Origin of the sequence: Niallia oryzisoli, assembly GCF_043641075.1 — a bacterium.
GTDB classification, from domain to species: Bacteria; Bacillota; Bacilli; order Bacillales; family Cytobacillaceae; genus Bacillus_BD; species Bacillus_BD oryzisoli_A.
This window is the reverse complement of the sequence record NZ_JBHZRC010000002.1, coordinates 480,299-498,596: the sequence shown is the minus strand read 5'-3', so window position 1 is coordinate 498,596 and position 18,298 is coordinate 480,299. Positions and strand designations below refer to the sequence as shown.

20 protein-coding genes and 1 pseudogene are annotated in these 18,298 nt (G+C 38.6%); 9 read left to right on the top strand and 12 right to left on the bottom strand.

All coding sequences use genetic code 11. The annotated features are described in order from the left end of the window. Positions 1–267: 267 nt before the first annotated feature. Together ACHUFV_RS11900 and ACHUFV_RS11895 are read left to right on the top strand one after the other, a co-directional pair. The gene (locus ACHUFV_RS11900) at positions 268–2,001 is read left to right on the top strand and encodes an alkaline phosphatase D family protein (protein ID WP_394234469.1); all 1,734 of its coding nucleotides are present in this window, start codon (positions 268–270) and stop codon (positions 1,999–2,001) included. 128 nt (positions 2,002–2,129) lie between these two features. After that, positions 2,130–3,107: a DUF3231 family protein gene (locus tag ACHUFV_RS11895; protein WP_394234310.1), complete on the top strand. Its 978-nt coding sequence runs from the start codon at positions 2,130–2,132 to the stop codon at positions 3,105–3,107. A gap of 352 nt (positions 3,108–3,459) precedes the next feature. Here the strand turns inward: ACHUFV_RS11895 and ACHUFV_RS11890 are convergent, their stop codons facing one another. After that, a complete protein-coding gene (locus ACHUFV_RS11890) occupies positions 3,460–4,377 on the bottom strand; it encodes a DMT family transporter (protein WP_394234308.1) in 918 nt (305 codons plus the stop codon). Between the two features lie 262 nt (positions 4,378–4,639). Here ACHUFV_RS11890 and ACHUFV_RS11885 point away from each other — a divergent pair, with 262 nt between their 5' ends. Continuing rightward, positions 4,640–4,819, top strand: coding sequence for a hypothetical protein (locus ACHUFV_RS11885; protein WP_394234306.1), 180 nt, complete (start codon positions 4,640–4,642; stop codon positions 4,817–4,819). A gap of 238 nt (positions 4,820–5,057) precedes the next feature. On the opposite strand, the gene ACHUFV_RS11880 is transcribed toward ACHUFV_RS11885, so the two are convergent. The 6 genes from ACHUFV_RS11880 to ACHUFV_RS11855 form a co-directional block, all read right to left on the bottom strand. Further along, entirely contained in the window at positions 5,058–5,459 is a 402-nt protein-coding gene (locus ACHUFV_RS11880; RefSeq protein ID WP_394234304.1) for a VOC family protein, read from the bottom strand. Positions 5,460–5,612: 153 nt separating this feature from the next. Continuing rightward, positions 5,613–6,818 carry an MFS transporter gene (locus ACHUFV_RS11875; RefSeq protein WP_394234302.1) on the bottom strand — a complete coding sequence of 402 codons (1,206 nt, stop codon included), beginning with the start codon at positions 6,816–6,818 and terminating at the stop codon, positions 5,613–5,615. Continuing rightward, positions 6,802–7,245, bottom strand: coding sequence for a MarR family winged helix-turn-helix transcriptional regulator (locus tag ACHUFV_RS11870; protein WP_394234300.1), 444 nt, complete (start codon positions 7,243–7,245; stop codon positions 6,802–6,804). The genes ACHUFV_RS11875 and ACHUFV_RS11870 overlap by 17 nt, the downstream gene beginning before the upstream one ends. 272 nt (positions 7,246–7,517) lie before the next feature. Beyond that, the gene (locus tag ACHUFV_RS11865) at positions 7,518–7,658 is read right to left on the bottom strand and encodes a YvrJ family protein (protein ID WP_394234298.1); all 141 of its coding nucleotides are present in this window, start codon (positions 7,656–7,658) and stop codon (positions 7,518–7,520) included. 91 nt (positions 7,659–7,749) lie between these two features. Beyond that, positions 7,750–7,968, bottom strand: a complete 219-nt coding sequence (locus ACHUFV_RS11860) for a DUF2922 domain-containing protein (RefSeq protein WP_394234296.1) — start codon at positions 7,966–7,968, stop codon at positions 7,750–7,752. A gap of 34 nt (positions 7,969–8,002) precedes the next feature. Further along, positions 8,003–8,227, bottom strand: a complete 225-nt coding sequence (locus tag ACHUFV_RS11855; RefSeq protein ID WP_394234294.1) for a DUF1659 domain-containing protein — start codon at positions 8,225–8,227, stop codon at positions 8,003–8,005. Positions 8,228–8,917: 690 nt separating this feature from the next. On the opposite strand from ACHUFV_RS11855, the gene ACHUFV_RS11850 reads away from it, so the two are divergent. The 5 genes from ACHUFV_RS11850 to ACHUFV_RS11830 all read left to right on the top strand — a co-directional run bounded on the left by ACHUFV_RS11850 (position 8,918) and on the right by ACHUFV_RS11830 (position 12,477). Then, on the top strand, positions 8,918–9,277 hold the full coding sequence (locus tag ACHUFV_RS11850; protein WP_394234292.1) for a hypothetical protein: 360 nt from the start codon (positions 8,918–8,920) through the stop codon (positions 9,275–9,277). A gap of 24 nt (positions 9,278–9,301) precedes the next feature. Further along, the gene (locus tag ACHUFV_RS11845; RefSeq protein WP_394234290.1) at positions 9,302–10,060 is read left to right on the top strand and encodes a conserved phage C-terminal domain-containing protein; all 759 of its coding nucleotides are present in this window, start codon (positions 9,302–9,304) and stop codon (positions 10,058–10,060) included. Next, positions 10,047–10,391 carry a hypothetical protein gene (locus ACHUFV_RS11840; RefSeq protein ID WP_394234288.1) on the top strand — a complete coding sequence of 115 codons (345 nt, stop codon included), beginning with the start codon at positions 10,047–10,049 and terminating at the stop codon, positions 10,389–10,391. Before ACHUFV_RS11845 ends, ACHUFV_RS11840 begins: the two co-directional genes overlap by 14 nt. Beyond that, positions 10,388–11,686: a replicative DNA helicase gene (dnaB, locus tag ACHUFV_RS11835; protein ID WP_394234286.1), complete on the top strand. Its 1,299-nt coding sequence runs from the start codon at positions 10,388–10,390 to the stop codon at positions 11,684–11,686. Before ACHUFV_RS11840 ends, dnaB begins: the two co-directional genes overlap by 4 nt. Positions 11,687–11,895: 209 nt before the next feature. Further along, positions 11,896–12,477: a hypothetical protein gene (locus ACHUFV_RS11830; RefSeq protein WP_394234284.1), complete on the top strand. Its 582-nt coding sequence runs from the start codon at positions 11,896–11,898 to the stop codon at positions 12,475–12,477. Positions 12,478–12,656: 179 nt separating this feature from the next. Here ACHUFV_RS11830 and ACHUFV_RS11825 read toward each other — a convergent pair whose 3' ends face one another. From ACHUFV_RS11825 to ACHUFV_RS11805, 5 genes and pseudogenes are all read right to left on the bottom strand, one after another. Continuing rightward, positions 12,657–12,857, bottom strand: a complete 201-nt coding sequence (locus tag ACHUFV_RS11825) for a cold-shock protein (protein ID WP_150442733.1) — start codon at positions 12,855–12,857, stop codon at positions 12,657–12,659. 264 nt (positions 12,858–13,121) lie between these two features. Beyond that, the gene (locus tag ACHUFV_RS11820) at positions 13,122–13,334 is read right to left on the bottom strand and encodes a hypothetical protein (protein ID WP_394234282.1); all 213 of its coding nucleotides are present in this window, start codon (positions 13,332–13,334) and stop codon (positions 13,122–13,124) included. Positions 13,335–13,820: 486 nt separating this feature from the next. Next, on the bottom strand, positions 13,821–14,822 hold the full coding sequence (locus tag ACHUFV_RS11815) for a DUF3231 family protein (RefSeq protein ID WP_394234467.1): 1,002 nt from the start codon (positions 14,820–14,822) through the stop codon (positions 13,821–13,823). Between the two features lie 49 nt (positions 14,823–14,871). Continuing rightward, positions 14,872–15,327, bottom strand: coding sequence for a hypothetical protein (locus ACHUFV_RS11810; RefSeq protein ID WP_394234280.1), 456 nt, complete (start codon positions 15,325–15,327; stop codon positions 14,872–14,874). A 670-nt stretch (positions 15,328–15,997) separates the two neighbouring features. Next, positions 15,998–16,183 (bottom strand): annotated as a pseudogene (locus ACHUFV_RS11805) (short-chain dehydrogenase); the annotation flags it as partial. Positions 16,184–17,081: 898 nt separating this feature from the next. On the opposite strand from ACHUFV_RS11805, the gene ACHUFV_RS11800 reads away from it, so the two are divergent. Further along, positions 17,082–17,966: a diguanylate cyclase domain-containing protein gene (locus ACHUFV_RS11800; protein WP_394234278.1), complete on the top strand. Its 885-nt coding sequence runs from the start codon at positions 17,082–17,084 to the stop codon at positions 17,964–17,966. The last annotated feature ends 332 nt before the right edge of the window (positions 17,967–18,298 follow it).

Below are 18,298 nucleotides of genomic sequence, written 5' to 3'. Positions count from 1 at the left end.
AAATTATGGGGAATTAGGGGAAAACAATGAAATTCTGATGGTTTTCCAAAACAATTAAAGAGACTAATTGGTGCCAGCGTTATGGATTTAAAAATTATGGGGAATTAGGGGAAAACAATGAAATTCTGATGGTTTTCCAAAACAATTAAAGAGACTAATTGGTGCCAGGCACCTTCTACTTTTTGGAAGGTGCCTGGCACTTTTTTTCCGCAACGCTTTCCGTATATAATTTTTCCACAAAGAAAATAGTAATAAAAAAGGAAAAAAATCACAATGAGCAGACATCTAGATGAATTGATCAAGAAATTCAATGAAGAAAACTTGAATAAGAAGCTTGATCGCCGCAGCTTTCTTCAAGGGGTCAGTAAAATTGCAGGGGCTTCACTCGGTTTTGTGATCGCCCAGTCCTTAAGTGGATTTAAGGTCGAGGCCGCACCGACATTCCGCAACTATCCATTTACGCTTGGGGTAATCTCGGGGGACCCATTATCAGACAGTGTGGTATTGTGGACAAGGCTTGCTCCGGACCCATTAAATGGCGGAGGAATGCCTGCTCATGTTGTACCGGTAAATTGGGAACTGGCAAGTGATGAGAACTTCCATAACGTCATCCAGCGTGGCAGTGAACCTGCCTCACCTGACCTTGGACATTCCGTTCATGTAGAAGTACATGATTTGAAACCAAACACGATGTACTATTATCGTTTTACATGTGGCAATGAGGTAAGTCCTGTTGGAAAAACAAAAACGCTTCCAGCAATCGGTTCGAGAGTTGAAAGCTTGACATTTGCTTTTGCTTCCTGCCAGCAGTTTGAACACGGCTACTATACAGCCTATAAGCATATGGCAAATGAAGATCTTGATCTCGTTTTCCATCTTGGTGATTACATATATGAATACGGTCCAAACGAATATATTTCGCCTACTGGAAATGTCCGAACGCATAGTGGTCCAGAAATCAGGACACTTGAAGACTACAGGAACCGCTATGCTCAATATCGTTCCGATGCCGACCTGAGAATGGCACATGCAGCCTTCCCATGGGTGGTCACTTGGGATGATCATGAAGTGGAAAATAATTATGCAAATATCATCCCTGAAAAGGGACAGTCTGTTGAGGCGTTTATTAAGCGACGTGCCGCTGCTTACCAGGCTTACTATGAACACATGCCGCTTCGCAAATCTTCGCTTCCTTTTGAAGGTGGCATGCAATTGTACCGGCACTTTTCTTACGGTGATTTAGCTTCCTTTTTTGTACTAGATACCCGCCAGTACCGTGATGACCAAGCGAATGGCGATGGAATAAAGCCGCCTTCAGTGGAATCATTAAATCCAAATCGTACTCTTCTGGGGTCAGAACAGGAAAAGTGGCTGCTTGAGAATTTGGGAAGCTCTACATCTAAATGGAATGTGATCGCGCAGCAGGTTTTCTTCTCGCAGATGAACGTTGGGACAAGCGATGTGCCGAAATTCAACATGGATTCATGGGACGGTTATCCTGCAGCACGTCAGCGCATTACCGATTTTGCCGCAAAAAAGAATATCAACAATCTGGTCGTTTTGACTGGAGATGTTCATTCCAGCTGGGCTGCTAATCTACTAACAGACTATAATCATCCCAAATCTCAGATGATTGGAGCAGAGTTTGCTGGAACATCCATTACTTCAGGCGGGGACGGATCCGATTGGCGTGCCGATACGGAGAAAATACTAGCAGAAAACCCGCACATTACATTCTTTAACAATTATCGCGGCTATGTTCGCTGCCAAGTAACGCCGGACCAATGGCGTACAGACTATCTTGTTATTCCATACGTGACGAAGCCGGGAGCAGATATCTCAACAAGAGCCTCATTTATTCTTGAAAAAGATCAGTCCGGGCTGAAGAAAATAGACTTTAGAACGGTTCCAAATGGTGTCCAAATGTCAACGGAGGTGGAAGAGGACCGTCAACGTGCCCAAAACCGCGCACATGAAAAACAAATGGAGAAGAAACGGTGAAATCTTTAATTAAATTTGAAAGTTCAATATACATTGACATAAAAACGAGGTTATTTCCATGTTTCTCGTAAGGTATATTTTGGAGTACCACAGCAAAGATTAATTTTAAAAAGGAAGTATTTCATATTATGGATAGACTAACGCCGGCGGAAATTTCAAATCTTTGGAACTCCTATGTAGGCAATACAATGGGGATCTACGCTTCTCGGCACTTTATTGCGACTACACAAGATGAAGATATCCTTGAAATGCTCAAGCTTGCTGAAAAGTTTGCAGTAGAAGAATCAATACAGTCTAAGCATTTATTAGAAAAAGCAGGTCAACCCCTTCCACAACCGTTTGATGAAAATGATGTCAATATACAGGCTAAACCTCTTTTTATAGACAATTACATTGTGCTTTTAAAGTATAGTCTTGCACAGGCTGCCATGACCGTCTATGCTTTGTCATTGAATACATCGACTCTCGCTGATATTCGCTATTTTTATAAAGAATGCCTAGATAATACGGCCGTACTTCTTAATCATTGTGTTGATCTTATGATAAAAAAGGGATTAAATCACCCTGAGGTTCATATTCCAACACCCAAAACCATAGAAAAAGTAGAAAATCAAAAGTATCTCGCTGGATGGTTTACCAATAGGAGATCCATCAATGCGCAAGAAATAGGGCTGCTCGTCTATAACTATCATGCAACGGAAATCCATAAGGAATTTATTAAAGGTGCGGCAAAGATAACCAAATCCAATGAATTGAGAAGACATTTCCAACAAGGCGTGGAAATGTTCCAAAAACAACTGAATGCTCTTCAATCCGTTCTTTCTGAAAATGGATTACCTAATCTGCCTACTTGGGAAAGTGAAATCCTGGATATCGATATTTCCCCTTTTTCCGATCGCATAATGCATTATAAGCATTCGGCATTAACATCACAAGCCGCAGCTCGTTATGGTGCGGCACTTTCATGTGTGATGCGTAAAGATATAGGGGCACTTTATATGCGTTTAATGGGAGAAACGTTGCTATATGGAGAAGATGCAGCAAATCTTCTAATTAAAAACAAATTTCTTGACCAATTACCTATGGCTGAAGGTAATGAAAAGTAATTCATTTATGGAAAATTCAAGGGGCATTTTTGGAGCTTTATTGCATTTATCGACTGGCGTGATTGTCAAAGACTATTAGTCTAATTCCTCGATAAAAATGTAGAGGAATTAGACTTTTTTTATCACTATCCTTAGCATTGTGTATCCATTTTCTTGACATCTCCCCATAAATGGATTCGCCGTCATCGAATAGCCCAACTAATCCCAAAATCCCGCTTCATCTTCCTTCATTAATTGAATGCCAGTGATTACAAACTGTTAATAAAATCGAGGGTTTCCTCCAATTTAGCAAAGTGATTGCTTGAAGCAGCTATCTAGCTGCTTCCTCATTCCTCGAATCGATTCCGTACAGCTAGATTTGTAAGCTTTCATTGGCGGTTACATCTCGTTTTGTATTCCTTTTTTTTGCAAAATACGAGAATAGATAACAACCTGTTATGACAATGATACTACCAATTCCTTGTATCCAAGTCAGTTGTTCACCTAAAAACAGAAAGGCTAAAATGGCAGTAAATATCGGATTGACATTTAAAAAAACACCTGATGTTGTTGAGCCTAAATTCTGAACGCAAATATTCCAAAGCAGCGTACAGACCACTGTGGAGATAACTGCTGAATAAAGCAGTGAGCTTACGAAAGAAGGATTTATATTAATAACGGTGAAACTAGGGACGCTCAAAGGCAAGAGAACAATTAGTCCAAAAATAGCAGAGTAAAAAGTGGACATCAATGCTGACGTCTTGGTCATTGCCCATTTGCTGCAAATCGTATATATCCCCCATATACATACAGCAGCAATCATCCATAAATCACCTGTATTAAAATCCCATGATAGCAGGTAGTCTATTTTACCTTTTGATAGGACAAGAATGACACCAATAAAGGAAAAAATCATTGAAAAAATTTGCAGTCTATTGATTTTTTCTTTTAAAAATATAGCTGAACAAACAGCGATGGAAATCATATTTAATGTAGAGATTAATCCAACATTTGTGGCGGTTGTCTGCTCTAATGCTAAAAATTGCATGAGGTTAAAGAGAACAACACCCGTTAACCCCATTAATAACAAAGGAAGTATAGCCTTTCGTGGTGGTAGAATCTTTTTTTCCTTCCACCATACAAGAGGAAAAAGGCAAACAACTGCAATGATCCATCTTAGGGTAGTTAAGGTGATGGGAGAGGCATGTATAACAAGAAATTTACTAACAACAAAATTCCCTGCCCAAAATAAACAGGTTAATAGCAGTAAGACATAATACTTTATCAACATTTCCGTTTGCCCCTTTTTCAAATATCACTGTCAAAGTGCTATACCTGTTAGCCTTTTTTCAGTGGTGTATATCATTCATCTAGAATTATTTTAACATTTTTATCTCGATATAGTGTTAATTCTGTATCATTGAATAAATTCAAAATAATTATAAGAACGAAAAAAAAACGCAATGTTTGCACCTTCGTGACATTAGCCCATATATTAATACGAGGTGATTAAAGTGGATGAACACTTTCAACAAATTTTTGACATCAGTTTTTTGAAAATTGGTACAATAGCCAATGCTGGAGTTTTGCAAATTGGTTGTGGAGCTGGAAAGGCTCAACGAGCTCCATCTGTTGGATATACTACAATTGGTACTTCATTAGTCCATCTAACAGCTCCTCAACCATTTGCTATCCCTTTACAATCATCAGTACCTCGGAAAAACCGAGTGTAACAAGAACCAGGTGGACGGGTCCACTGGTTTTTATAAATGGACCCTCGTAACTTCTGCAGTTCAAGAAGGAATCAATGAGCTGCAGGCAACGGTCGATCTTCACTGCCCAGTGATCAGAACATTAATTAGGCGAATTTGTGCAGCAGACCAACGGAGTATCGTCTTATTACTCGGGCCGTGCCCGGCACCATATGTAAAAAACACCGGTGACCGTAAACAGGTGACCGGTGTTTCTATATTAGCTTTTCGGCATTTTGCTCTCATCCATGTACAGCAGGTTCCAGCGGTGACCGTCCAGGTCGGAAAAGCCTGCGCCGTACATCCAGCCATCACTTTCACTCGGCTTGCCAAAGATGCTACCTCCGGCAAGTTCCACCTTTTGAATAAAGGCATCGACTTCTTCTCTGCTTTTAGCGCCAATGGAAAAGATGACTTCTGCGCTATGGGAAGTATCTGCGGTTTTGGAACCTGTAAACCTCTCAAACGCCGCATCCGGAAACAGCAGAATCGTTGTTTGCCCTATGGCAAGCTTTGCTCTCTCGTTACCAAAGCTTTCCGCGTGGAATCCAATCTCATTAAAAAAGGCAGTTGACCTTTCAACATCTTTGACCGGCAGATTAATCCAAATATCCTGTGACATAGCAGTAGCCTCCTAGAATATATTTTCAACTACACCTACTATACTCTACTTCAGGCAGCATAAGCGAATCGACGGTTCCATTGGCTTTTTATATGGTGCAGCCTAATTTATGAAACAACTAAATCCTACTATTGACTCTAATTTTTCAAATCCTTAACTTGCCTCAGAATATTGTTTGATAGATTCTGTCTTCCTACCGTGTACAAAATAGTATAGAAGAATAGACAAAAATACAATCACAGCCATTGTCATATACATTCCACGATACCCAGCTAAAGGTACGATGATCCCTATTAAGATAGGTCCAATACCTGACCCGGCATCCATGGCAATATAATACGTTGATGTAGCAAGACCGACCCGGTGACGTGGAGAATTTTTCACAGCAATCGCTTGGCAACAAGAAAATAGTGTACCATAACCGAGCGCTACAAATGCACCCGCAGCTATCATATACCAACCTGCGTTTGCTTGGCTAAGGAAAATCAGTCCTAATGTAAATAACACCAATGCAGGATAGATTACGATATTATCTCCTTTACTATCTAAAATTCTACCAGTAATGGGTCTAGATAGTAACAAGAACACGGCATAGATGATGAAAAAGAAACTAGCAGCTGTCGTTAAGTTTATTTCAATCGCATATGGATTGATGAAACTGAGAATACCGGAGTAAGCAATTCCCATGATAAAAATAAGAGATGCCATAGGAATAGCCTTTTTCTCTAAGAAATCTTGTAGTTTAAAACCCTTCATTGAATCGAATTGTTCCTTCGTAATAGGCTCTACAGGTACTTTGGCAAATAACATCACAACAATACTCAGCACGGAAAATACCGTACATGCAACGAAAATCATATCAAAGTCTGCGTGTCCGGTAATGAAAATGCCTAAAAACGGTCCGATGGCCGTTGCTAGAGGTGTGCTTAATGAATAATAACTGGTTCCTTCGCCTAGACGTTCTTTTGGAATAATGCTCATAACAGCCGTTGCCATGGTAGAAGAAGCGACTCCAAAGGCTGCGCCGTGCATAAATCGGACAATTAATAATAGAGTTAAACGATCTGCTGCGAAATACATAATAGATGATAGTAAAAACAATAGTAAACTACCGTATAATAATTTTTTACGCCCTATGATTTCTATGTATTTCCCGATGACAATGCGTGCTACGAGCGCTCCAATGACAAAAATACTAGAAGCAAGACCTGCTTGTGTTTGGGAAGCGTTGAATTGTTCAATGGAATACATCGTTAAGGTTGTCATCAATAAGTAAAAGGTCAGAAAAACGAAAAAGGTCGTAACGGTAATCAGGATAAAATCCTTCGTCCAAAGCTTTGATTTATTCAAAATGTTCATCCCCAGATTTGTTGATATTTTGCATGATTTTTAAGAGTGTTTGGAAAGTGGTATCTAGTTCCTCGTTTGAAATTCCTTTAAAAGCCTTGCTTTCAAATTGTTCCTCCATTCGATTGACAAGAGGAATCACATCTTTTCTTGAATCGTCTAGTTTAATTCTTTTTTCGCGATGGTCTGTCGATGGCATTTGTTCAATATAGTCACTTTTTTCTAAGCGATTCACTATGCGTGTAACCGATGATTTTTCAACGTTCAAGTATCTTGCAATATCGACTAGCGAAGATGAACCGGGATTTTTAATTAAATATTGAATAATAACAAACTGTGCATGTGTCAAATTATATTCTGCCATTTCTTTATTTAACTGGCTTGTCATCGTTCTAGACAATTGGAAAATCTGATGAACTAATTCTTTTGGACTTCTCAAACTCTTACCTCCTTGAAAAATAGTTGCATAGGCAACTATATATGTCTTTTTCTATAATGTCAAACTATTTTTAAAATGACCTATCATACGAGAATAGTGAAGGAGGGAAACTGCATTTCGCTTCATGTTTAGAAGGGAGTATTTAGTAAAGTGGTATATGCGAGGGTCCAATGAATACCAACAAGATGCCAGTTACCATCTATGTTCTTAATGGCATTGACACCTTGTCTTTGGTATGACTCGGAATGGACTAAAAGAGATTGCCTCGGAATCTATCTTTCACTTAACCGTTCCGGAAGGCTTTGAATCGACTGCACAACGTTATCCAATTTGGCTTCAATTCGATAAAGCAAAAACAGGGTAACGGCAATCGGAAAGCCGACCTCACTTATGAGAGGAATGAATGGTTCCACGAAAGACACCTCGTTTCTTCATTAAATAGTGGAAAAGGCTGCCTCCAGAGGAAAGCAGCCTTTTGTTGTTCAGAGGTTACGAATGCTAACCTTACACAAGTTCGTAATCGGTTACGTTATGCTCTACAACACGTGCTTCCTTCACGCTTACAAAGCTTTGATTTTCACCACCGAAAATATTTGCCGCAATAACCAAATCCATTACCTGCTTCACAGCGACCTTATCCACCGGCTCCTTCGGATAATCAACCGTTAGCTTGACTGTTTTACCAACACTATTGATAAAGTGCAATTCGAGTGTTTTTGCCATATCCTTCATCCTCTCTTATTCTTGTCTCTCTTTCTTAGCCTAATATTTCATAAAGCTCGTTCTTTTCTACAGTTGCTAACGGATGGATTGATAGGGAAGCGAGCGCCTCTCCCACCTGGAAAAGCTGATCTGGAGTAGCCGTCTCAACTACACCACCATACGTCTTCGTCTTAAAAATCGGTTTCCCATCTGCGCTACTCCCTGTTTCATACGTCAATCTCAGCTTAAATGCCTTTGCAAATGTCTGTGCCATCTTCATCATCCTCTCCTTTCATGCTTGTTATATAGAAAAAGAGGCAAAAAGTGTCCCATGAATTTTAAAAATATTTTCGGAGTTAGAGTAGGGGGTGTGCTCTAGTGAATTTTCTTGCATAAGCAGTCAATAGGACTAGCAATTATACGAGGCAGGGTGCGAAATCGCAATAATATTCGTTCTGTATAACTGTTTTGAGCAAATGAGCATAATGGTTTTACTACGTATGAAAAATAAACGGTGAAATTCCGTCTAACTTGGGAAATCTAGCTATTTCCCTAAAAATAAAAGGAGTTTTTCCGTCTATATGATCTAAAACACTGGATTTTGTCTGATTTTGGGCAGTTAATCGGAATATCTCCGCTAATATCCGCTTCTTAAGCCTTCGCTTTTACAATAGCCGGAAATTCTCCGTCTATGAATTCTCATGGCCTATTCTATCCTCCGCCCTACTATCGTTGTAAATTAACTTTTTGAAAACACCGTCTTTTATGAAAATTGATTAAGAGATTCATGCGTTCAGCCGTGCCGAGGAACTCGTCCCCGTGGCTCTTCATGCGTTCAGCCAAGCCAAGGAACCCTTCCCCGTGGCTCTTCCCTAGCTCTTTCACAAAACTGTAACAATTTCCCCAAATTGATGGGACGTATTTGCCCCCTTTGTCTATATAACAATGGTGAAAGGGTGGTGCAGCAGCCATGAAAATTAAATCAGGCGCAATTGACCAATTTGAGCAGTATTCACAGTTTGAATCAGTAGAGGAGTTCCAAAAGTATGTTAATAAGATTCTCGTAGATTACAAGATGGAGCTTACTAATGGGGATAGGGTCGCGCTACAAATGCTTGTGCGTTGTTCTAGTGAAATCCCTGGCGTATCTAATCCAGCCATTGATTACGTGCTGGAGTTAATCGAAAGTCAATCGGAGCTTAAGCCCATCTCAAGGGCCACTTTTAAGCGGATGGTGAGGAAGGCAATAGCATTAGGAATTCTCACAGTTTATCAGACGGAAAAGGAAAATGGTTACCAGTTAAGCAATCTTTATATCTTTAACAAATAACAAACCAATCAGGGGGAAATCCACATGAGCAAGCTGTTAATTGATGAGAAACCGATTATGATTTTACCAGAGTTAGCACAAAAAATAGGGCTACATGAAGCTGTCCTTTTACAGCAAATCCATTATTGGCTCGAATCCAGTGAACATAAGAGAGAAGGGAAAAAGTGGATTTATAATACATACCCTGAATGGCAGAAGCAGCTGCCATTTTGGTCTGAAAGTACAATCAAGCGAGCCATTCTCTCGCTTGAGAAGCAGGGTTTAATTCTGACGGGAAACTTTAATCGAAAAAAAATGGATAAAACAAAATGGTATACGGTTGATTATAAAGTACTTGAAGGATTGGGGACTAATGAACAGACCCTGTTGACCTCTTCGACAGATCAACATGATATGAACAGTGGATCAGATTGGCCTATGGAAGGGGTCATCGTGACCCAAGCAATACCAGAGAGTACTTCAGAGAGTACTACAGAGAATATATATAAAATCCCTTTTTCCGAAATCGTCACATACTTGAATGACAAAACAAATTCATCCTACAGTCCAGGAACGAGCAAAACGAAAAAGCTAATCAAGGCACGCTGGAATGAAGGGTACCAGCTTGAGGACTTTAAAAAGGTCATTGATTTAAAAACAAAGGAATGGCTCAATAATCCCACTTGGAATAAATATCTACGTCCTGAGACACTGTTCGGATCGAAATTTGAATCGTACAGAAATCAAAAGACAGGTAAGAAAAACTACTGTGAGGGAGATTTTAACCTTGATGACGAAGCGTGATGTATTCGAGCTCCTCAAGCTCATTTCTGTATATTATGAATCCTACGAGATTAATCAGGAAAAGGTAGATCAATGGTTTAAGATGCTGAAAGATTACCAGTATGGGCTGCTTGAAAGGAATCTCCGCCGTCATGTTGCCTGTTCACCGTATGCACCTAAGGTTTCCGACCTCATTCGGCATCCGGAAAACGGCTCGCGTGCCATCCCGAATGTTGAAGAAACACGCAGTTTTTTAAAACAAAACCAAAAGCCGGCAAGTGAAGAGGTTGTCCAGCGGTCACTAGCTAAAATAAGAGAGATTCTATGCATCAAAGGGAGTAACATTCAATGAATAAAAATCCTTACTACAGTCTTGAAGTGGAAGAAGCATTCATCGGTTCCCTGCTATTGGACGGTGAGTTAATCAAGGACTGTTCCCTCCGTCCTGAGCATCTCTATGTACCTAGACTGAAGACCATATTTACCTACATGCTCAAGCTAACTGAAAAAGGAAAACCAATTGATATGGTGTCGGTGGCAGAAGAGGCTGGGAATGAACTATTCAATCTGGGAGGTGGCAGTTATCTAGCTGCCATTTCCGGGAGTGTACCGACGACAGCTAATTTTCACTATTACCAGGACACGGTGAAGGCCTATTTTCGAAAAAGAAGGACCGTTGAAATCGCCCACCGCATGAAGCAGGATGCGGAAGAAGGGGATATTGAAACAATTCTGCGTGACGGAATCACTGAATTACAGCAGGTGGAAGAACATTCTGTAGCCCCGGAACAGGGTGAAATCAAAAATAGTCTGATCGACCTCTATCATGAATGTGAAAAGGATATGGGTGATATCGGTGGAATTCCGTCGGGCTTTACCACACTGGACAACTTGACGGGAGGATTTCAAGAGTCCGATCTCATCGTGATCGGTGCCCGGCCAAGCGTGGGAAAAACAGCCTTTGCCTTAAACCTGGCATTAAAGGCAGGCCAAGAGGATATAGCGATTATTTTTTCGTTGGAAATGGCGACAAAGCAGCTGCTGAAAAGAGCAGTCGCCCAAATAGGCGAAGTCAGCTCGGTAAAATTACGTAATCCATACAGACTATTAGAGGAGCACGACTGGAACAAGCTTCATAAAGCAATGGGAGATTTATCGCAACTGAATCTGCATATTTTTGACCAAGGCGGGATGGATGTGTCCTATATCCGTTCCAATGTCAGAAAGCTGAGACGAAAATGTGGAGGGGAGAAACGGATCCTCGTCGTGATCGATTATCTGCAATTAATTATGGGAGACCAGCGGCTGAAAGGGAACCGCCAGGCAGAAATCAGCGAAATCAGCCGGGCCTTAAAGCAAATGGCAAAGGAACTAAATGTGGTGGTCATTGCCCTTTCACAGCTAAGCCGGGCAGTTGAAACCAGGCAGGATAAACGGCCCATGCTATCAGATCTTCGTGAAAGCGGTCAGATTGAACAGGACTCCGATGTAATCGCCTTTCTCTATCGTGATGATTATTATGATCAACGCTCAAAAGAAAAAGATCGAATGGAAATCATTGTGGCCAAGCAGCGAAACGGTCCCGTTGGAACGGTTTACTTGAAGTTTCAGAAGGAATTTGGACGTTTTCGGGAATTGGCTGGGTAGTGGGTGAGTGGACAGGTCTTTGACCCAATTGACTGTTAAACTAGCATCTGGGAAAAGATTTGAGCCTGTCCCTTGCTATTGGTATATATATAAGCCATAAAAAAGCATAATATTTTTATAAAGTCAAAACATGAATATACCCCACATAGGATAAACTATTTCTTATTCATAGACAATTCTAAACTAAGAAATATTAAAGGATGATTACGTTGGATGATACTCGTATAAGGCAATTTGATAAAATTGTCAAAACCATTGGAGATAATTATAGAGCGTTGAGTGAATATTGGAAGGAATGGGCACTCTATACCACATTTGAATTTTGGTTAATGGTTGCATTGTTTATCGGATCTTTAGTAGTTGTACTTATCAAAATTGATAAAACGAAGATCTTCTTAATTGGCTTTTACGGATATAGTATACATATGACGGTTGGGTATCTCGATATGCTAGGCAGGAATCTTGGCTTCTGGAATTTCCCTTTCCCCTTAATCCCGGCATTACCCGGCTTGGTATTGGATTCGAGTATCGTGCCTGTGACCTTTATGATGGTGTATCAGTGGACATTAAACCGCAATAAAAATTATTATCTTTATTCCTTTCTTACCGCTGTCTTCTTTGGGTTCATCTTTAAGCCTCTTATGGGGGCCCTAGGTGTTTTGAAATTATACGGTAAGGCAAACTATTTTTACGTGTTTATCGTCTATGTTGCTACATTTCTGATAGCACGATTACTTACAAATGTATTTATATGGCTGCAGAAAAAATATTCAAAGCAGCTTGATGACTGAACGGGAGTAGGATTTTTATTTGTTTTAAAGGATACAGGATGTGGACCTTTCCTAGTGTATATTTTACATTTGTACAACACTTTAAAAACTCAGATCTTAAGGCGTGTGTGGAATGAAAAAGAATATATGAGAAGAAAACAAATAAGAGAAGGGTTATCCTTCTCTTTAAATATGATCAATTATAATTTACGTACGTTAGTAGCTTGAGGGCCACGTTGACCTTGCTCAATGTCAAATTCAACTTCTTGACCTTCATCTAGATTTTTAAAGCCTTCACTTTGAATAGCGCTGAAATGTACGAATACATCATCCCCGCCTTCTTGCTCAATAAATCCAAACCCTTTTTCACCGTTAAACCATTTAACTTTACCAGTTGCCATTAAAAAAATCCTCCTAAAATTTTTTCGACCATTTTACAAGTGTCAAAATAAAGTGAAAACTGTAACCTCTAAGAAGATTTAATTTTGCTATCTCCGTTGAAGTTACAGCTCCTTTAAATCTTTATCGTAAAAGTAAAATGGTTTAAAAGCACTATAGCATTTCACCAATCCAAAAGCAAATCATGGCACGATATTGTTTGGGACGCGGGGACGGGTCCGCGCCTATTGTAAAAAATTTGCCCAACCCAATAAAAAAGCACCCGATTAATCGGATGCATACTTACATATTCCATGTAAATAAACGGAGTATTCCCTTTGTTCACATTCTCTTAATTTAATTTTTCCTTCTCTTTCTAATTCTTCAACCAATTCTTTAATCTTTTTTTCATCTTCTTTTGTAGCCTTAGGAATCTCGATTGAAAAAAAATTACCTCGACTGGCATTGTTTAGTTTTTTTAATAATTCAACTTTATTCATTTGGTCATCCCCTTTATCTATTCTTTAGACATAAAGGAGGTTTTTTCCTTTGAGTCAATTATTTTTCCTTAAAATTAAATGCGTATATCTACTATCAAAGCAATTTGCAGTAAAATCTTTCCTACTGTATAAGCAAAATACTATCATTATTATTTTTCATATGCAATTTCTTTTCTATTTGGAGCAAGTGGTGGCTGCTCTAACCATTTATTTTGCCCCATAATATTAAACCACTTTTAGTAAGCATAAGATTTAGGTAGAATGGTGCTTTCGTAAGTAGATATCAATCGCTGTTCCATTTACATACTCTCCCCACAAAGCTCCTATTTAGGTAGATGTGAGTATTAATTTATCCTTAGTGTAAGAAACAGTAGGATAATGTTTTTAAGATAAACGATCCCCTAATCAATATTTTTTATAAGTAAAATTATAATGCTCTCCTAAATAGGAAGGAGAGCTTGTATTATTTTAGTAATCTCATCTTGATTATTTAGTTAAATCGTTCCTATCCTGCATTTGAGGTGGTTCTTCAAGCCAACCATTTTTCGCCATAAGTTTTCCACCTTCCTGCCCATAAGTTAATATGTCTTTTGCTTCATTAATCATTTTTAATGGGAGGTCACTTCGTAAACTAAATGCTGTTCCTAATGCATTGCTTCCTAAACCAAAGCTGCAAAAGAGGCTGGTACAATACATCATCAGTTTATCTGAAAAAGGAGGTACTTTTGAGTCTGTTGCATTTGCCCCCCATGTTGAAGGTGGTTGAATATCACTTTGAAGAAATAATTGCGTATTATCAGTCACAATTTTTTTAGCTAATTCTTTTCCTTTTATGAAGTATTTTTTTACTTCGGGCTCATTTGCCACCTGTGCGAACCCCGTTATCAATTGCATGCCAATAATATTTGATTCAATTGCGTGATATAAATGTGCTACCTCAACTGTATTCAATGCCCGTTTTTCAGAAAATAAGTTAAAACCACTCATATAATTCGTTCCCTCTACAAACTCCACAGACTTTGGCATAGTTACAGCAGGAGGACGTGGTAAAACATCTTTCTCTTGCAAATAGTCCACACATTTATCGTAACCACTTTGGGTAAACTCAATTAATTCTTTATAAAGAAGAACGATATCTTTGCGATATGACATATTTAGATGAAGTGTATGTAAACCCATGCTTATTTCTTTAAGAAGACGAAGAAACATAATATCAAACATGTTGTCATATAGCTTGGGTACGCCAGTATGAACATCTTGCTCTGTGAATCCGACAGGAATAACAGCACCTTCATTTGTAAAGATAGCTTTTATCTCCTCAATATAGTTAATTATTTTCATATGAGTATTTTGCATAATTTCTTTAGCTTGATTGTCATCTGCTTGTTCTATAAAATACTCAAGCATTCTTTGTATCATTGTTTTTTCTTGAAAGGTCATCCACAATGTTCCTAATTCACTTGAACTTAAAGCGTGTTTTTGAGTCATCATATAATCCTCCATTTTCCATATTTACTACAAATAATAAGCACTTTCATTAAACTTTAAATCGCATTAACAGACACTTTATAAAATTCCCAACCAATAATCCAGGGACCAAAGACAAAATTGGAAGCCACACAGGTCCAATTAAAAATTTCCCTAATTTAAATGAAGGTGAGTAAATAAGCCCAATTGTTACAAAATAAGCTCCAAATACAAAAGGAAGATATGAATATGGGGGAGTTTCTCCTTTAGCTTCTTTATAAGCATCCCACATAGCATACATATATAGACAGGGGTAGAACATTAGCCATTGGTAATTTGTTGCTTCGATTGCTTCCCTAATGTTTCCTTGAAAGCTGTATAAAATCACCATGTTAAAATGACTGTTAACATTAACAAGGAACTCTAAAAAAATTAAAACTATTCCTTTCAAAATTTTTTTGTTTAATAACTGAGCAAAGCCTGGGAGAGCTATACTCCATAGAATAGCTTCTAACTTATCAGTCATAATCATATTGTCCTTATAATTTGTAATAGTTTAAGTATTTCCCACGGTAGATAAACTATGTAGTAGAACAAGTTATGTGTCTTTCCTTATTCAACTAACGGGTGCATTAGAGGCACACATATTTCTTCTACCTTTTGTATATCCATATCTCCCTATAAAGTTGTTTATAAGGCATTTTTATTCAAGAACATTTGAACCTGACTTTCACCTTTTACGACATCCAGACCAACAACTGGATTCATGAGTTATCTCCTCCTAGTGTAGTGGATTGACCGGTAACCTCTATCTAGCTTGTCATTCATATCTTCGCTTGTTATACGGGATCATCATGTCCCAACCAGCCTAATCATGTGTTAACAAGTAGAGGGCGAACAGTTTAGTTGTCGGGACCAAGTCCCACGGGCAGGTCCGTTCTACCCAGGCTACTACCAATCTATAAATTGAATAAAAAATAGTCAACCAGATTTCTCTGGCTGACCTTCTAATACGAAACGGGGCAGTCTAATTTAAATATATGCCTTCAAAAAGTTATAGAAAAAGCCGAATATCCTTTTTGAAATAGGATATTCGGCTTTTTCAATTTAATTGGTTTTTAAAAAATAACAATTGCTGAACCGGTTTAATGGAACCACACTTAAACAGAAAATCCTTTGCTCTCATAGGTGTATTATTACCAACCGATTCGTATTCCATCTCTGAAGAATCCTCCGTTTGGTCCTTCAGATCCAATCGTCGCTAACCAAAGGATAGACTCAGCAGCTTGCTTAGGGGATTTTGGAGCAGATGGTCAACCCATATCTGTACTGATCCATCCAGGACATACCGCGTTTATTTTGATATCGCCTTTGATTTCTGCAAAGCATGTACAGTAATTTTACTTAAACGATAAGGTGATCTCTTCAACAAGGGATGTCATTTATCTCATTGATGTACAGTGGCAGGTTAGTGGAAAAAAGGAAACCTTTTCCTTTCGATGTAGTATAAAGGGTAACAAAAAATAATTATGTTTAAGAAGTCGTAAAGATGGTTTACGGATTACTGGTTATTGGTATAGATCTTTTACTTGTATCATACTTTGTAAGATTGAAGGGAGTTGAACCCTCATGCAAAGGATAAAATTTATGATTAAAATGTTCCTGAATGAACCTTTGTGGTTCAAAATACTAATTCCTATAACTTTTCTTGCTTCAATTATTTTAAGCAGTTCTTTTTTTTCAAATCATCCTTATTTACGAAGTTGTTCCAAATTAGCTGCGGCTATCTTCTTTTGTGCTTACGCTATTAAATTTAGAAGGAATTTTAAAATGGCTTTACTCTTCTATGCTTGTTCTGTATTATGTATTTTCCTATCTATTTGGTCATTATTTTAGTCTTATAATAGATTGAAATGTTTGCTAAGTAATTAAGGGAGCTTCTAGTGGGAATGGGACTGCCTCAGCAAAAAAATTAGTAGAAGCTGGAGCAGTAGAAACAAAACTACTAAGATTAGTAGAAATGTTAAAGGTAACTAGGAGGAGTCGTGTGTGTCGATAGCACGGTTCTGTCAGGGGGATCTTTTTTAATTTTACGAATGTATGAATTTCCATAGAAACTTACATCGAAGAAGGCTGCGCTATTGTTAGACTAACGGTGCAAGCTTGAACAATAACGTCGATAATAAATTGACTATTAACAGGAAAAAAATACCCTTTGCTTATGCATAATTAGATGTAATTTAATGATAAAATCAAAATTTTAGTCGGGGTCTATTTTATATGCAGGAAATAACAGATATTCAACAAGTGTTCTCCCTAATTTCAGAAAAATCTCTAAACATTATCTCTTCTATTTCAGCCGATGGTGTATTCACTTATATCTCTCCTAATGTGAAGGCGTTACTTGGATATACTCCAGAAGAAATCATCGGGAAACCCGCGGCATCTTTTAACCACCATGACACCAATGGAAAGTTTCTTGAGCATCGAAATTCATTGTTTATCGATCAAGATACGGTTCGATTTACCGGTCGTGTTCGCCATAAAAGTGGGGAATATCGATGGTATGAGACTACAGCTCAATATATCCGCGACCAATATGGAAATATTATACAGACCATTGGTATTGGGCAAGACATTACAGAACGTAAAGAAGCTGAAGAAGCAATTGCCTATCTTGCCTTCCACGACAGCGAAACTGATTTGCCAAACAGGCGCTTGTTTAAGAAACGCCTCAGTCTACATTTAGAAGAATCTAAAAATGGACTTCACGGACTGATGTTACTTGATTTGGATGGTTTTAAACACGTCAACGATACTTTTGGACACGATGTTGGAGATCAACTTCTTATTGAAGCTGCAAAAAGGTTGAAATTCGCAGTTAGAGACAAGGGTTTTGTCGCTCGTTGGGGCGGTGATGAGTTCACGGTTCTTCAATCGAATATTGAAAGTCGGACTGATGTCACTTCATTAGTTGAGCAAATCAAAGATGTAATCTCCGAACCATTTATGATTGCGGGTAATACAATTTACATTACAGCAAGTATAGGGGTGGCTTTTTCCCTAGAAGATGGGGACACGGTCGAGGCGCTGATTAATCATGCGGACGCGGCGATGTATAATGTCAAAAATCAGGCGAAAGTTATGAATTCTTCTCAGATCTAACAATGACTCGTCAATACGTAAAGACCGAAATCGATAAACGAGACAAACGATAAAATCTATTGGTCTTATTAAACTTTAATATTCAACTAAAGGGAAGCGATTGTCCAATAGGGGCAGTCGCTTTTTGCTAACTTGTAGGTTAGTTTAAGAAGGAGAATAACTCTTATATGCTATTTAAAATCTCAGAAAACAACAGGCACTTACGCTATACAAAACAACCAAATAAGGTATTTTATAAGATCTTAAATACTTATAGGCTACTCCGCAATCGGGCGCAAGTCAGGAATAAGAACCTGTTTGTGCCTTTCTTCGTGGAGAGGCTAGATGGTTGC

Bases quoted from the DNA above. Each gene is read 5' to 3' on its own strand.
- ACHUFV_RS11855 (WP_394234294.1), bottom strand. From the start codon at position 8,227: ATGAAGATGGCACAGACATTTGCAAAGGCATTTAAGCTGAGATTGACG.
- ACHUFV_RS11810 (WP_394234280.1), bottom strand. From the start codon at position 15,327: ATGACTGATAAGTTAGAAGCTATTCTATGGAGTATAGCTCTCCCAGGC.
- ACHUFV_RS11815 (WP_394234467.1), bottom strand. From the start codon at position 14,822: ATGACTCAAAAACACGCTTTAAGTTCAAGTGAATTAGGAACATTGTGG.
- ACHUFV_RS11820 (WP_394234282.1), bottom strand. From the start codon at position 13,334: ATGAATAAAGTTGAATTATTAAAAAAACTAAACAATGCCAGTCGAGGT.
- ACHUFV_RS11875 (WP_394234302.1), bottom strand. From the start codon at position 6,818: ATGAACATTTTGAATAAATCAAAGCTTTGGACGAAGGATTTTATCCTG.
- ACHUFV_RS11840 (WP_394234288.1), top strand. From the start codon at position 10,047: ATGACGAAGCGTGATGTATTCGAGCTCCTCAAGCTCATTTCTGTATAT.
- ACHUFV_RS11850 (WP_394234292.1), top strand. From the start codon at position 8,918: ATGAAAATTAAATCAGGCGCAATTGACCAATTTGAGCAGTATTCACAG.
- ACHUFV_RS11860 (WP_394234296.1), bottom strand. From the start codon at position 7,968: ATGGCAAAAACACTCGAATTGCACTTTATCAATAGTGTTGGTAAAACA.
- ACHUFV_RS11890 (WP_394234308.1), bottom strand. From the start codon at position 4,377: ATGTTGATAAAGTATTATGTCTTACTGCTATTAACCTGTTTATTTTGG.
- dnaB (WP_394234286.1), top strand. From the start codon at position 10,388: ATGAATAAAAATCCTTACTACAGTCTTGAAGTGGAAGAAGCATTCATC.
- ACHUFV_RS11825 (WP_150442733.1), bottom strand. From the start codon at position 12,857: ATGGCAACTGGTAAAGTTAAATGGTTTAACGGTGAAAAAGGGTTTGGA.
- ACHUFV_RS11845 (WP_394234290.1), top strand. From the start codon at position 9,302: ATGAGCAAGCTGTTAATTGATGAGAAACCGATTATGATTTTACCAGAG.
- ACHUFV_RS11895 (WP_394234310.1), top strand. From the start codon at position 2,130: ATGGATAGACTAACGCCGGCGGAAATTTCAAATCTTTGGAACTCCTAT.
- ACHUFV_RS11880 (WP_394234304.1), bottom strand. From the start codon at position 5,459: ATGTCACAGGATATTTGGATTAATCTGCCGGTCAAAGATGTTGAAAGG.
- ACHUFV_RS11800 (WP_394234278.1), top strand. From the start codon at position 17,082: ATGCAGGAAATAACAGATATTCAACAAGTGTTCTCCCTAATTTCAGAA.